The 13,508-nt window shown below is 70.9% G+C and carries 11 protein-coding genes; 4 read left to right on the top strand and 7 right to left on the bottom strand.

Annotated features, from left to right (window positions below):
- Positions 1 to 254: 254 nt before the first annotated feature.
- Positions 255 to 3,671 (top strand): CARDB domain-containing protein, encoded by a 3,417-nt coding sequence (locus ACFUJY_RS26640; protein ID WP_383304284.1) that lies wholly within the window; start codon positions 255 to 257, stop codon positions 3,669 to 3,671.
- Positions 3,672 to 3,945: 274 nt separating this feature from the next.
- Positions 3,946 to 4,866 (top strand): SGNH/GDSL hydrolase family protein, encoded by a 921-nt coding sequence (locus ACFUJY_RS26645; RefSeq protein WP_383304446.1) that lies wholly within the window; start codon positions 3,946 to 3,948, stop codon positions 4,864 to 4,866.
- Positions 4,867 to 4,920: 54 nt separating this feature from the next.
- Here ACFUJY_RS26645 and ACFUJY_RS26650 read toward each other — a convergent pair whose 3' ends face one another.
- Entirely contained in the window at positions 4,921 to 5,640 is a 720-nt protein-coding gene (locus ACFUJY_RS26650; RefSeq protein ID WP_383304286.1) for a TetR/AcrR family transcriptional regulator, read from the bottom strand.
- Positions 5,641 to 5,768: 128 nt separating this feature from the next.
- Here ACFUJY_RS26650 and ACFUJY_RS26655 point away from each other — a divergent pair, with 128 nt between their 5' ends.
- Entirely contained in the window at positions 5,769 to 6,716 is a 948-nt protein-coding gene (locus tag ACFUJY_RS26655) for an NAD-dependent epimerase/dehydratase family protein (protein WP_383304288.1), read from the top strand.
- A gap of 30 nt (positions 6,717 to 6,746) precedes the next feature.
- On the opposite strand, the gene ACFUJY_RS26660 is transcribed toward ACFUJY_RS26655, so the two are convergent.
- Positions 6,747 to 7,541, bottom strand: coding sequence for a DUF4253 domain-containing protein (locus ACFUJY_RS26660; RefSeq protein ID WP_383304290.1), 795 nt, complete (start codon positions 7,539 to 7,541; stop codon positions 6,747 to 6,749).
- A gap of 83 nt (positions 7,542 to 7,624) precedes the next feature.
- The gene (locus tag ACFUJY_RS26665; protein WP_383304292.1) at positions 7,625 to 8,905 is read right to left on the bottom strand and encodes a phytase; all 1,281 of its coding nucleotides are present in this window, start codon (positions 8,903 to 8,905) and stop codon (positions 7,625 to 7,627) included.
- A gap of 395 nt (positions 8,906 to 9,300) precedes the next feature.
- Here ACFUJY_RS26665 and ACFUJY_RS26670 point away from each other — a divergent pair, with 395 nt between their 5' ends.
- Positions 9,301 to 10,530 carry a hypothetical protein gene (locus ACFUJY_RS26670; protein WP_383304294.1) on the top strand — a complete coding sequence of 410 codons (1,230 nt, stop codon included), beginning with the start codon at positions 9,301 to 9,303 and terminating at the stop codon, positions 10,528 to 10,530.
- Between the two features lie 40 nt (positions 10,531 to 10,570).
- On the opposite strand, the gene ACFUJY_RS26675 is transcribed toward ACFUJY_RS26670, so the two are convergent.
- From ACFUJY_RS26675 to ACFUJY_RS26690, 4 genes are all read right to left on the bottom strand, one after another.
- A complete protein-coding gene (locus ACFUJY_RS26675; protein WP_383304296.1) occupies positions 10,571 to 10,804 on the bottom strand; it encodes a DUF5133 domain-containing protein in 234 nt (77 codons plus the stop codon).
- Between the two features lie 147 nt (positions 10,805 to 10,951).
- Positions 10,952 to 11,836, bottom strand: coding sequence for a DUF1963 domain-containing protein (locus ACFUJY_RS26680; RefSeq protein ID WP_383304298.1), 885 nt, complete (start codon positions 11,834 to 11,836; stop codon positions 10,952 to 10,954).
- Positions 11,837 to 11,983: 147 nt separating this feature from the next.
- The gene (locus tag ACFUJY_RS26685; protein ID WP_383304300.1) at positions 11,984 to 13,000 is read right to left on the bottom strand and encodes an NADPH:quinone oxidoreductase family protein; all 1,017 of its coding nucleotides are present in this window, start codon (positions 12,998 to 13,000) and stop codon (positions 11,984 to 11,986) included.
- A 56-nt stretch (positions 13,001 to 13,056) separates the two neighbouring features.
- Entirely contained in the window at positions 13,057 to 13,422 is a 366-nt protein-coding gene (locus ACFUJY_RS26690) for a MerR family transcriptional regulator (RefSeq protein WP_383304302.1), read from the bottom strand.
- Positions 13,423 to 13,508: the final 86 nt, after the last annotated feature.

The following is a 13,508-nucleotide window of genomic DNA, read 5'->3' on the forward strand; positions in this document are numbered from 1 at the left end:
CCCGCCCCGTTGACAAACCCGTCATCCGCTAGAAACCTGTGTGCTGCTCAGCGCAAAAACAGAACGTGATTACTCAACAATCTGATTCTGTGGTGTCAGGTTCAGGATGTCCTGCCTGTATCCACTCATGCGCCACCCCATGTCCGTACTGCGAGCCGGTCTCGCCGCCACCGCCCGCCAGCCAGGCACGCACCCTGCCGGGCCGGGTGCCGCGGCGCGTCCCGGTCGCCCACACCTGCGAAGAAGAGGGCCTGATGACAGGAAGACGACACGGCAGGCGATGGTTCGCCGGCGTGATGACCGGAGGGCTGCTGACAGTGGGGCTCCTGCCCCAAACGGCTCACGCGGCTGCCGAGAGCCAGAACCTGGCGCTCGGGAGACCGGTGACCGCGAGTGGGGCCAACGGGGAGTACGTGGCCACCCATGTCACCGACGGGAACCAGGCCTCGTACTGGGAAGGGCCGGCCGGTGCGTTTCCGCAGTGGGTCCAGGTCGACCTCGGCGGCAAGGCCGACCTGGACGATGTGGTGCTGAAGCTGCCTGCCTCGTGGGAGCCGCGCAACGAGACCGTGAGCCTCCAAGGGAGCGCCGACGGTCAGAACTTCTTCTCGCTGGCCGCGGGCTCGGTCAAGTCCTTCTCCCCGGCCTCCGGCAACACGGTGACGCTCGACATCGAGGGCGAGGCCCGCTACTTGCGGGTGCAGGTGAGCGGCAACACCGGCTGGAACGCCGCCCAGCTGTCCGAGCTGGAGATCCACGGCGAGGCGGACGAGGTGGACCCCGGCGACCCGCCGGCCGGGACCAATCTCGCGCTCCACAAGCCGATCGAAGCCTCGTCGAGCACGCAGAACTACGTTGCCGGCAACGCCAACGACGGCAGCACTTCCACCTATTGGGAGGCCAACGGTCCGAACTCGGTACTGACGACGGCACTCGGCGCGGACGCCGACATCACCGGTGTCGTCATCAAGCTGAATCCCGACGCCGCCTGGAGCACCCGCAGCCAGGACATCCAGGTGCTGGGACGCAAGGCCGGTGAATCCGGCTTCACGTCACTGAAGGCGCGGGCCGACTACACCTTCAGCCCCTCGGGCAACAAGAACACCGTGGTCATTCCGGTCTCCGGCCGTGCCGCGGATGTGCGGCTGCAGTTCTTCGGCAACACCGGTGCGGGTGGCGGCCAGGTCGCCGAGTTCGAGGTCGTGGGCGAGGCCGCGCCGGCTCCCGACCTGCTCGTCACGGACCTGACCTGGCCCTCGGGCACGCCGTCCGAGAAGGACGACATCACCATCGAGGCGACCGTCCGCAATGCCGGAAACGCCGCGGCGCCGGCCACGACCGTGGACGTCAGCCTCGGAGGCCAGGTCGCGGGCAGCGGAGCCGTCAGTGCCCTGGCCCCCGACGCCTCGGTGAAGGTGCCGGTCAAGGTCGGCAAGCGGGCCGCAGGCAGCTACACCGTGTCCGCCGCGGTGGACCCGGGCGACACCGTCGCCGAACTCGACAACAGCAACAACAGCCGCAACGCCGCCACCGAACTGGTCGTCGAGCGGGCTCCGGGACCGGACCTGGCGGTCACCGGAATCTCCGCCAGTCCGGCCGCCCCGGCCCCGGGCGCCAAGGTCGGCTTCACCGTGACCGTGCAGAACCGAGGCACCAGTGCGGTGCCGCCCGGGTCGGTCACCCGGCTGACCGTCGGCGGCACCACCCTGAACGGCACCACCGGCGGCATCGCCGCGGGTTCCTCCACCACGGTGGCCGTCGACGGCGAGTGGACCGCGACGAACGGGGGCGCGACCCTCTTCGCGACCGCCGACGCCACCTCCGTGGTGGCGGAGACCAACGAGGGCAACAACACCTTCTCCCGCTCCTTGGTCGTGGGACGTGGTGCGGCCGTGCCGTACACCGAACTCGAGGCGGAGGACGCGCGCTACGAGGGCACCCTGCTGAAGTCGGACGCCAAGCGGACCTTCGGGCACACCAACTTCGCCACCGAATCCTCCGGCCGGGAATCCGTCCGGCTCAACTCGACGGGCGAGTACGTGGAGTTCACCTCCACCACCCCCTCGAACTCCATCGTCGTACGCAACTCCATCCCGGACGCGGCGAGCGGCGGCGGCCAGGAGGCGACCCTCAGCCTCTACGCCGACGGAGAGTTCGTCCGCAAGATGAGCCTCTCCTCCAAGCACAGCTGGCTGTACGGCTCGACCGATGACCCGGAGGGACTGACCAACCGGCCCGGCGGAGACGCGAGGCGGCTCTTCGACGAGTCCCACGCGCTGCTCACCGAGACCTACCCGGCCGGCACCAAGTTCCGCCTCCAGCGCGACGCCGATGACAGTGCGGCCTTCTACATCGTCGACCTCATCGACCTGGAGCAGGTCGCACCCCCGGCCGCCAAGCCGGATGAATGCGTTTCCATCACCGCCTACGGGGCCGTCCCGAACGACGGACTCGACGACGCCGACGCCATCCAGCGGGCCGTCACGGCGGACCAGGAGGGCGACATCCCCTGTGTATGGATACCGGCCGGCCAATGGCGTCAGGAGAAGAAGATCCTCACCGACGACCCGCAGAACCGCGGTCAGTACAACCAGGTGGGCATCAGCGACGTCACCATCCGGGGCGCGGGCATGTGGCACTCCCAGCTCTATTCGCTCATCGCGCCCCAGGACGCGGGCGGCATCAACCACCCGCACGAGGGCAACTTCGGGTTCGACATCGACGACAACACCAAGATCTCCGGCATCGCGATCTTCGGGTCCGGGACGATCCGCGGCGGCGACGGCAACCAGGAGGGCGGCGTCGCGCTGAACGGCCGCTTCGGCAAGGGCACCAGGATCACCGACGTGTGGATCGAGCACGCCAACGTGGGGGCCTGGGTCGGGCGCGACTACTCGAACATCCCCGAGCTGTGGGGCCCCGGCGACGGGGTCGTGTTCGACGGGGTGCGGATTCGGAACACCTACGCCGATGGAGTCAACTTCGCCAACGGCACCCGCAACTCGACCGTGACCAATTCATCCCTCCGCAACACCGGCGACGACGCCCTGGCCGTCTGGGCCAGTAAGTACGTCAAGGACACCTCGGTCGACATCGGCCACGACAACCACTTCACCAACAACACCATCCAGCTGCCCTGGCGGGCGAACGGCGTCGCGGTGTACGGCGGCTACGGAAACACGATCGAGAACAACCTGATCTCCGACACCATGAACTACCCGGGGATCATGCTGGCCACGGACCACGACCCACTGCCGTTCTCGGGCAAGACACTCATCGCGAACAACGGCCTGTACCGCACCGGTGGTGCGTTCTGGAACGAGGACCAGGAGTTCGGTGCGATCACCCTGTTCGCGCAGGGACCGGACATCCCCGGCGTCACCATCCGTGACACCGACATCCACGACTCGACCTACGACGGCATCCAGTTCAAGACCGGGGGCGGGGCCATGCCCAATGTCATGATCGAGAACGTGACCATCGACCACTCGGTCAACGGCTCCGGAATCCTGGCCATGGGCGGGGCGCGCGGCAGCGCGAACCTGAGTGATGTGACCATCACCGGCTCGGCGGAGGGCGACATCCTGGTCGAGCCCGGTTCCCAGTTCGTCATCAACGGGGCCACCAACCCGACGTCCGCGGCGTCCCGGCAGAAGGAGGCGCGCGACTGACGAGCAGCCGGGGGTGACCGGCCCGCCCGGTCACCCCCCCTCGCGGGACACGCAGTGCGGCGGTGGCGGATCGGCCCGGGGCGTACGCCGCCCCGGGCCAGAGGCCGCGCCGGAGTTCGTCCGATCTCTGGCCTCACGGCCTACTGGCCGGTATACAGGCGGGGTTGAGTCCGCCGGGCACGAGCCGCGGAGCGGCCGGGTGCCTTCTGGCGGCTCGTACGCCCAGGTCACCGCTGCCCGACCGCGGATTGCCGGAGAGTCTGGGGAGGGCATGATGATGCATCGCACGCGTCGGAGCGAGGCCGTATCCAAGCGACGCACCGCCGTCACACTGGCCGCGCTGAGCAGCTGCGCGCTCACCGTCGGCTTCACCGGCGCGGCCTCGGCCGCGCCGCAAGGTGCGCACGGGGCACCCCGCTCCACCTACGTGGCGCTGGGCGACTCCTACACTTCCGGCCCGCTGATACCCACGCAGGTCGACGCCGACTGCGCCCGCTCCGACCACAACTACCCGTCGATCACCGCGCGCGAGCGCCAGGTCGCCTCGTTCACCGATGTGAGCTGCGGCGGTGCGACGACCGCCGAGATGTGGCAGGCGCAGGGCACCAACGGGCCTCAACTGGACGCGGTGAAAAGGGACACGGATCTCGTGACCCTGCAGATCGGCGGCAACGACATCGGCTTCGGCTCCATCATCAGCACCTGCGCCGGCCTCAGCGCCAAGGACCTCGCGGGCAACCCCTGTCAGCAGCACTACAGGGCCGGCGGCTACGACCAGTTGACACTGAAGATCCTCCGGACGGCACCCAAGGTCGCCCGCGTACTGCGGGAGGTGCACAAGAAGGCTCCCCACGCGCGCGTGGTCGTCGTCGGCTACCCGGACCTGCTTCCCGACGACGGCACCGGCTGCTACCCCGACGTCCCGTTCGCCGCGAAGGACTTCCCGTACCTGCGGGACACGGAGAAGCGCCTCAACCTGATGCTCCGCGCGGTGGCGCTGCTGAACCGGGCCGACTACGTGGACACGTACGGACCGACCGTGGGCCACGACATGTGCAAGGCACCCGCCGACCGGTGGATCGAGCCGCTGCGCCCCGCGGCCCCTGCCGCTCCGGCGCACCCCAACGCGAAGGGCGAGGAGGTCATGGCGCAGGCGCTCCTGAAGACCCTCGGCAAGGGGCCCGGGCGCCACTGATCCATGACGTGGACAGGCGGGCGCTGACGGGGACCGGCCCCGGACGGTGCCCGCCTATTCCAGGCCGAAGGCGTCCGCCAGCATGCCGCTCTGGGCCGCGAGCAGGGTCTCCCCGTCGTGGCCCATGCCGGCGAACTGCCCCGCCACCTCCAGGCCCACCGCTCCGTGCAGCTGCGCCCACGCCAGCACCGCACCGGCCAGCGCACGGGCCGAGGCCCTGACGTCCTCCGCGGCGTCGGGCGCGTACTGCGCCACCCAGGACCCCACGCCCGCGTCCGTCTCCAGCCACGCCGCCATCCGGTCCACCATCGAGGCCGCGTCGGCCCCGGGCGACCCGCCCGCGAACACCGGCAGGAACGGCCCGAGCGCGGCACGCGCGCGCTCCAGCGTGTCGTCGGGGGCCACATAGCCCGGCACCGGAGACCCCTGGATCAGCGCATAGCGGTGCGGCTCGGAGACCGCCCAGGCGCGGTAGGCCGTGGCCAACACGCGCAGCCGCTCGCGCGGGCTCCGGTCTTGCGCCCTGGCCGCCGCTTCGCCGATCGCGGCGGCGGCGTCGTCGTACGCGTCCCTGATCAGGGCATTCAGCAGGTCGTCGCGGCTGGCGAAGTAGCGGTAGAGGGCGGGGCCCGAGAGCCCCAACGCCTTGGCGATCCGCGTCAGCGCGAGCGTCCCCGCGCCACCGTCGGCGAGCTGGCGCAGTGCCACTTCCTTGATCTCCGCCCGGGTCTGCTCCCGGTACCTGGCCCTGGGGCCTCGCTGCGGCTCCGCCATTCCCGACCTCCCGCTGGGCACGCTCACTTCCGTTACGGAGTCTAACAAAAATTATTGCGACTCCCTGTCGCAAGAGTTACAGTCCATAACGAACACGATTGGCAGTCACTTCGATCTCGGGAGTCCTCATGAACCCAGCACGCGACCTCCACGTAGTCCTCGGCGCGGGCCCCGCCGGCACCGCACTCGCAGCCGAGCTTGCCCGCCGCGGCCACCAGGTCCGACTGGTGGACCGGAGCGGCGGCGGCGACGCCCCGGACGGAGTCCTGCGGTTCGCCGCCGACGTGTCGACCGCGGAAGGAGCGCGGGCCGCGCTCGACGGGGCGGCGGTCGCCTACCACTGCCTGAACGTCGGCTATCACCTCCAGGTCGAGGTCATGCCGCGCATCCAGCGGTCCGTCCTCGCGGCGGCGGAGGCGGCCGGCGCGCGCCTCGTCGTCCTCGACACGCTCTACCCGTACGGCGAAACACACGGCGCGGTGATGACCGAGGACACTCCCTGGAACGCGACGTCTCGCAAGGGCCGCATGCGCGCGGAGCTCGACACCCGCTACCTCGTCGCCCACGCCGAGGGCCGGCTGCGCGTCGTGCTGGGCCGGTCGGCCGACTTCGTCGGCCCCGGCGTCCTCAACTCCACGCTCGGCGGTGCGGTGTTCCCGGCCGCGCTGACCGGGGGAGAGGTCCCGGCACTCGGCGACATCGACCTGCCGCACAGCTACACGTACATCGGCGACGTGGCGTCGGGCCTGGCGACGCTCGGCGAGAACCCGGACGGGGACGGCCGCGTCTGGCACCTGCCGACGGCACCAGCGCTCACCACCCGCCAGATCCTGGACCTGGTGGCGGAGCGCGTCGGCCGCCCTCTGAACCTCACGGTCGTCACCGAGCCGCGCCCGTTCGGTCCGTTCGACGAGGTGTTCATGGCGGAGTACGCCGAGATGTTCTACCAGCACACGGAGGCGCAGATCGTCGACTCCACGGCCATCGAGAAGGCGTACGGCCTCGTCCCGAACCCGATGCCGGCCACGATCGACGCCACGCTCGCCTGGTACGGAGAGCTGCCGGCCGCGCACTGATCCCCGTCCGGTGCCGGGCGGCCGTCCCCGTCAGTCCCACCAGAACGACCAGTCCGTCCGTCCGACCAGGTCCGACGCGTATGCGGGAAACGGTGTGGGCGGGTCGTCGACGATGTTGTCGGCGGTCGACAGCACATGCTCCAGAGCGAGCAACTGGGCCTGATCCGTGTCGAGGGGAGGCCGTGCGACCGAGAGGTATGCCGTGCTGCCGGACACCGCCACGACCCGGGCCCCGAAGCGGTCGTCCCAGCTTCGCAGGAGAGCGCACAGCAGGGGCAGGGGCGCCTCGGAGAACCAGCCGAGCAACGCCAGGGCATCACCGCTGCGCGGGGCGGGGACGAGAACCAGACGGCATCCGCGCAGATCGATCAGGCCCCGGCCGGCACGGACCAGCCCTGTGAGCGTCCGCGAAGCGGCCTCCTCGGGCGTCGTGCTCGTGGAGGTGACCGGGACCTCGGCCGCCAGGCCCGGCCACTGCTCGAAGGGTGGTCCGGGGTCATGCGGCCACGGCTCGACGTCGATCCCCTCAGGCACCGGAGCCGGGGTCGGGTCGGTCCAGTAGGGCAGCCGGTGACGGCGGTACGCGACGAAGTCCGCCGCCAAGACCTCCTCCAGCGGGAGGGACTCGACAGCGTGCGGACCGACGGGCCTGCCCATTTCATCGGGACGGCACAGCAGCGGGACCAGACCATGGCTCCTGTGCTCGTTCAGCAGGCGGGGCCACAGCGCTTCGACATCGCGGGGGAGTCCGTCGGAGACCCACACGGGCGACAGACCAAGGGTCAGGAACCGGCCCGGCGGCAAGGCATCGGGGAGGGGGAACATGAACGCACCGTAGACCGCCCCACTGACATCCGACCTGACGCCGACGTCCGTCGTCCGTGGTCCAACGGGGCGCCATGCCCGGTTCAGTCGTCGACGGCGTCGATGACCTTGCCGAGGTCGACGAACTTGAAGTTCGTGGACGGACGCTCACTCTCGCCGGGCGCGTCGTGCCCGTCCTGGACGACCAGGAGGCCGTTCGGGTAGCGGCGGCCCAGCGGCTCGTTCAGTGCGGCGGCACCGTCGCACTCCTCGGAGCCGTCGAGCGTCGCGGAGGCGCCGGCCACCCGGAAGCCGCCCTCGTACTCGTTGGCGTCGGAGACCTCACGGTCGTAGGCGGCGAAGGTGTCGTCGCCCTGGCTGGAGGCGAGCAGCAGGCCGTCCCCGTCGTCCTCCTGCACCAGGGTCAGGCCCTCGACGTCCGCGGTGAGCCTCTTGCCGCCGAAGCCGGGGTCGGCGCCCGCGGCACATTCCTCGGTGGCCTCGTCATACGTGCCGGGGACGCCGTACTCGCGAACCCTGTCGATCAGCTTCGGGGCTCCCGTCAGGTCGGCCTTGAGACGCCAGATCCCCACGTCCTCCTGGCCCGCGTACAGCATGCCGTTGGCCGGGTCGACCACCATGCCCTCCACCTGCGGGAGTTCGCCCGGCTCGCCGCACGGCGACCACGAAGTCCCGTTCGGGAGGCGGAAGCTGTGGGGGAGGTCGAGCGTGCGGACCTTGCGGTAGCCCACGGAGCCGTCCGCCTCGGAGACCAGCTCCAGAAGAGCGATACGCGTCCGCTCGCGCCGGCTGACCAGCGCGAAGGAACGCTCGGTCGCCGGGTCGGTGAAGGTGGCGAGGCCGTAGGCCGTGCGCTGTTCGTCGACCTCGTCCTGCGACGCGGAGAAGACGGCGGGCACCGTACGGCCGGTCACATCGGCCAACGGGCCGTCGGCGCCGTCGCGGTCGATCCGGTAGACGCGCAGCCGGTCGTTGCCCCGGTCCGTGGTGACGGCCAGGTCGCCGAGACGCGCGCTGTGCACGAGGTCCACGTTGTTGAAACGCCCTGGAGCGTTGTCCGCCCCGGGGCCGGCGGGCGCCGGGATCGACTGCACCTCGCGGGCATCCAGGTCGTAGACGCGCAGTCCGCCCTGCTTCGCCGTCGCGACGACGAGGCTGCGGTCGGGGTCGGCCGGGTTGCGCCAGATCGCCGGGTCGTCGGCGTCCGCGTCGCCGCCCGCCTCGTCGTCGTGCAGGGCGGCTGTCTCGGCACGCGGGGTGACGACGGGCAGGCGCGAGGCGGCCTGTACGGGGCCCGTAGCCGCCACCGCGAGCGTGGCGACAGCAGTGGCGAGGACGGCCAGGGACGTGCGGGCGGCGGGCATGGAGGGACTCCGTCATGTCGGGAACACGCGGAGAGCATCGTGTGATCCAGGGGTGAGGAGCCGGGAGGCATCACATGGAACGGGAGCGTGGGGCAGGTGAACTCCCGGGGAGGCCCCTCGTGGTACGTCGTCCACGCCGGCCGGCCCGGAGCGCGCCGGCGGACCACCGCGGCCCATACGGCGCTCGGGGGACGCACCGGCGGTCCACCGCCGCAACGGCACCGCGCACGACCACACGCAGGACCGGCCTCCCCCTGGCCGCCTCCACACGGCACGGGCCCGCCGGAACGGGAACATGTGAGCACACGGACGAACCCGCACCGGCCGTCGTACGCCAGGACGTCCAGCCGACCGTGCGGCCATTCGGGATCTGACCCGGTCGTTAGGATCCCCGCATGGAAATCGAAGCCGACATCGCGGCGCTCATAGGCGACCTGAACAGCGGCGACTCGGAACGTGTGGCCGCGGCGGCCGAGCAGTTGGCGGCACAGGGAGAGCGCGCGCTACCGGGGTTGCTGGACGGGGTGCGCGCACACCACTCGGCCCAACATCTCCAGGCATACGGAGACGTGCTGAGCCGTATCGGGCCGCCGGCCTTCGACGCCGTCCTCGCGGCGGCACGCGACGGGGAGGTGGACGACTGGCTCAGGGGCCGGCTGCTCCGTGTCTTCGACGAGCGTTGTGCCGGGCAGTACGCGGCACTGGCACTCGACCCCGACCAGTGGCTGGCGAACAGTGGCTTCACAGGGTTGCTCAGACTGCGCGTGGACTCCGAGACCGGAATGCGGGCCCTGGTGGAGAAGGCCGGCCGGGGCGGCGACTTCTACGGCCCGCCCGGTGAGTACGCCCGCGTCATGCTGGACGTCTTCGCGCCGCGCCTGCGGGAGCTGTGCCGGGACCGGACGGCTTCCCGGCCGGTACGCCGCGGTGCGCTCGGGCTCCTCGTGGAGGCCGGCGGGCTGGACGCGCTCGACGTACGCGACCGCACGCTCGTGGAGCGCCTGGTGCGGGTGAAGCTCCCGGGCAGCGTCCGCGCGGTGCCGGACACACAGCTCAGCGCCTGGTGGCTGGCCGTGCCCGGGGCAACGTACGAGGGTGTGTTCGAAGCACTGGACCTGCACGATCCGCGCCCGGTGACGGTCCAGGCGGGCGCGGCGGCCGCGATGTGCGAGGCGATACCGAGCCCGAGTCCGGAGGACCCGGCCCGGGGCATCAGCCGTGCCTTCGTGACGCCCGAACTCGACGGCTGGCGACTGGTGTTCGGGCAGTTCCGCCAGCTCGTCGGCTACCGCGACTGGCATGACATGGTCGAGACGGTGGAGCGGGTCAGCGCCGCCTGCGGCCGGGCCCAGCTCTTCTTCGTGGACGACGCCGGCGGTGCGGACATCTGGTTCGCGGCCGAGGACGGCCGGATCGTCCAGCAGTACGCGGGCGAGGACGACCTGGACGAGGACGAGGAGGACCCCGACGACCTCACGGGTGGCGTCCGTGAGGTGTGCGGGGAACTGTCGGTCGACCTGGACCTGGTGGGTGTCCTCGACACGGTCGTACGGGGACACGGCTGGCTGGCGGTCACCGCACCGGACATGGGACACGGACGGTTCCCGGGCCTGCTGCCGGTCTGACTCGCCGTCCGTGGGCCCGGACGGCCGGGCCCACGGCCCGTCAGCTGCCGGCCAGGACGGAGTCGTCCAGAGGGCGGGCGCCGGGCAACTGGTGCCGGGCGGCGACCACGGCCGCGTCGACGTCCCGGGTGCCGGTGCACACGCACAGGGTGTACGCGACGTCGTCCAGGCGCCGGCGCACTTCCGCGCTGTCCGCCTCGGCGGCGCCCACGGCCACGAGGGCCTCATAATTCTCGATCAGGTCCCGCAGCACCGCGGGGTGGGCCATCAACATCACAGAACCTTTCGTCCGCACCGGCACCGATCGGCTCAGCGCCGCGCACTCCCGTACCCGCTGTCACTCCCGGCACTCCCCGCGCAGGCGATTCAGTGCCGGGAGCGGCGCCGGCCGATTCCCCGCCGTAGGGGACGCCGGACCCGTTCACGGGGCCTCGAAGCGGGTGAGGGCGAGCGCCTTGTCCACCCGGGCGGCGGCCAAGTCGTCGTGGCGGATCACGAAGCTCGTGCGGTACTCCTCGTAAGCCCGGGCTTCACCGGCGAGCGATATCCACTCGCTCTCCAACCGGTGTTTCTCCTTCTCCAGGTGCGAATACCACTTCGCGATCGGGACGGCCGGGATCTCGCCCGCCTTCTCCCGCCCCGCCAGGGTCTGCTCCGCGAGGCCGCTGATCACCTCGTCATCGACGTATCCGCCGAGGGCGACCCCGGAGCCGGACGGCCAGAGGTCGTGTGCCAGAGCCCGGAGCTCGTCCAGGTGCGGCAGGTCACGCTCCATGTACCGGAACAACTGCTGCTGGAAGGGTGACATGTCCTCCCACTCGAGATCCTCCCAGAACTCGTGCCAGTCCTCGTCGCCTTCCTGGAGCCAGAGAGGCAGCTCGGCTTCGAGCCCGGCGCCCACGTCCAACCGGTCGCGGACGTACTCGGGGCCGGGCGCTTCCGTGACCGACGTCTCGGTGCCGGCCGGTACGTACACGACGCGCGCGTACCTGCCGGACCTGTCCTCCCAGTCCCTCTCCTGATGCACGAAGAAGAGCAACGTCCCGTCCACCGGCAGGCCGAGGCCGTCGACTCTCGGCAACGCTCCACAGTCGACGGAGAGGAGCAGGGGCAACGGAACGTCCCCGGCGGACGGCCACGCCATGCCGACCGGCAGCCCGGGCGCCCCACCGAGCTGCCCGACCGTCGGACCGCGGCCCACGTACAGGCCGATCGACAGCCGGAGGTGCCCGCTGAACCGGCTGATCTCATCGTCCGGGATGCCCGACCCAAGCGCTGCCCGACGAAACTCTTCCTGATGATCCATGGCGAAAAGATAGGCCCCTCCTTCTGCGGAGTCTTCTCCGCCGCCCCCTTCGGGGCCGGGGTCTCCAGCCGAGGCGGACCGGCCGGCCGGGGCCGTCGAGCGTGCCGCTGCCGATCGCCCACTCGTGCCGCCCGCCCCCAGACGCTGTCAGCGCCACGGATCGAGGGCCAGCTTGCCCCGGGTCCGGCCCGCTTCGAGTTGCTGGAGCGCCGCAGGTCCTTCGGCGAGGGGACGCACCCGGGGAGTGCCGGGCGGGTAGACGCCTTGAGCGATGAGGGCCTCGATCTCGACGAGCAACGACCGGTAGAGGGCCGGGGCCGCGACCGCCAGGGCGCCGATGTGCAGGCCCTTGATCTGCACCTGGTGGGTGAAGACCAGGTCGTGCGTGGTCACGGTGGCGTCACCGGACGCGGCGCCGAACACGACGACACGACCGGTGAACGGCTTCGCAGCCGACAGGCTGGCCTCGAACGTCGCCCGTCCCACCGATTCCAGGACCAGATCGACGCCGCCGGTCAGGCGGATGATCTCCTCGGCGAGTCCGGGGCGCCGGCTGTCCACCACCTCGTGGGCGCCGAGGGCCCTGACGGTGTCGTGCTTCTCCGGCGAGGCCGTGGCGATCACTCGCGCGCCGTAGTGGCGGGCCAGGCGTACGGCGGCCTGCCCGACGCCGCCGGCCGCCGCATGCACGAGCACGGTCTCACCCGGCTCGACGCCGCCCAGTGGCTTCAGCGCCGCCAACGCGGTGGCCCAGTTCAGCACGAGGCCGAGCGCCTGGGCGTCGGTCCAGCCGGAAGGGACGGGAAGGACCCCACCCGCCGGCATCGTCATGTACTGCGCGAAGGCGCCCGGGCCGGCCCCCACGACATGGGTGCCGAGCGGCAGGGGATTCCCGACGTCCGGGCCGGCCGCGACGATCTCGCCGGCGGCCTCGAAGCCCGCCACGTAGGGCGCCTGCGGGCCTCCTCCGTAGCTGCCACGGGTCTGCATGACATCGGCGAAGTTGACCCCGGCGGCGCCGACGCGGATCAGGTACTCGCCGGGCCCCGGGGCGGGGCGGCGGTGATCGGTGGCGAGAGCCAGGTCCTCCGGCCCGCGGTGCGACCTCTGGACCAGCGCTCGCATGCTCTGCTCGGGGGTGTTGTCCCGCTCGGTGATATCCATGAACCGACCTTAGAAACCTGCCACTTGTGTCAAGGTCAAGCAGACACCGGTGAACGTCAGAGACCGGTCCGGCGAGCCGCGCGCAGATATGAGTCGAGTGCCGTCCGCTGGGCGCTGAGCACGGCGATACGGGCGGCGAGGCGATCGCGATGGTCCCGGACCTCGTGCAGGAACTCGGCGCACGTCACCTCGGTGCCGGCACCGGTTCCGTCGGTGAGGCCGGGCAGGGCGTCCCTGATCAACCTCACGGGCAGCCCGGACTCCAGCAGCGAGCGGATGACGAGCACCCGGTCGATCGTGGACCGGCAGTAGTCGCGGAAGCCGTTGCCGAGACGTCCCGGGACGATCAGGCCCTCGTCCTCGTAATGCCGCAACGACCGCGCACTCACACCGCTGAGTGCGGAAGCCTCACTGATCTTCATGTCTGCCTTCAACGCCCGATCCCGTCGCACCCTTCCGAGCGGCGACAAGCGAGGGCCCGACGGATCGGGCGACACAGGCAGCCTGA

It is taken from the genome of Streptomyces sp. NPDC057249 (assembly GCF_042669245.1).
Taxonomy (GTDB): Bacteria; Actinomycetota; Actinomycetes; order Streptomycetales; family Streptomycetaceae; genus Streptomyces.

Coding starts and splice junctions, on each gene's coding strand:
- ACFUJY_RS26640 (WP_383304284.1), top strand. CDS start 255: ATGACAGGAAGACGACACGGCAGGCGATGGTTCGCCGGCGTGATGACC.
- ACFUJY_RS26645 (WP_383304446.1), top strand. CDS start 3,946: ATGATGCATCGCACGCGTCGGAGCGAGGCCGTATCCAAGCGACGCACC.
- ACFUJY_RS26650 (WP_383304286.1), bottom strand. CDS start 5,640: ATGGCGGAGCCGCAGCGAGGCCCCAGGGCCAGGTACCGGGAGCAGACC.
- ACFUJY_RS26655 (WP_383304288.1), top strand. CDS start 5,769: ATGAACCCAGCACGCGACCTCCACGTAGTCCTCGGCGCGGGCCCCGCC.
- ACFUJY_RS26660 (WP_383304290.1), bottom strand. CDS start 7,541: ATGTTCCCCCTCCCCGATGCCTTGCCGCCGGGCCGGTTCCTGACCCTT.
- ACFUJY_RS26665 (WP_383304292.1), bottom strand. CDS start 8,905: ATGCCCGCCGCCCGCACGTCCCTGGCCGTCCTCGCCACTGCTGTCGCC.
- ACFUJY_RS26670 (WP_383304294.1), top strand. CDS start 9,301: ATGGAAATCGAAGCCGACATCGCGGCGCTCATAGGCGACCTGAACAGC.
- ACFUJY_RS26675 (WP_383304296.1), bottom strand. CDS start 10,804: ATGTTGATGGCCCACCCCGCGGTGCTGCGGGACCTGATCGAGAATTAT.
- ACFUJY_RS26680 (WP_383304298.1), bottom strand. CDS start 11,836: ATGGATCATCAGGAAGAGTTTCGTCGGGCAGCGCTTGGGTCGGGCATC.
- ACFUJY_RS26685 (WP_383304300.1), bottom strand. CDS start 13,000: ATGGATATCACCGAGCGGGACAACACCCCCGAGCAGAGCATGCGAGCG.
- ACFUJY_RS26690 (WP_383304302.1), bottom strand. CDS start 13,422: ATGAAGATCAGTGAGGCTTCCGCACTCAGCGGTGTGAGTGCGCGGTCG.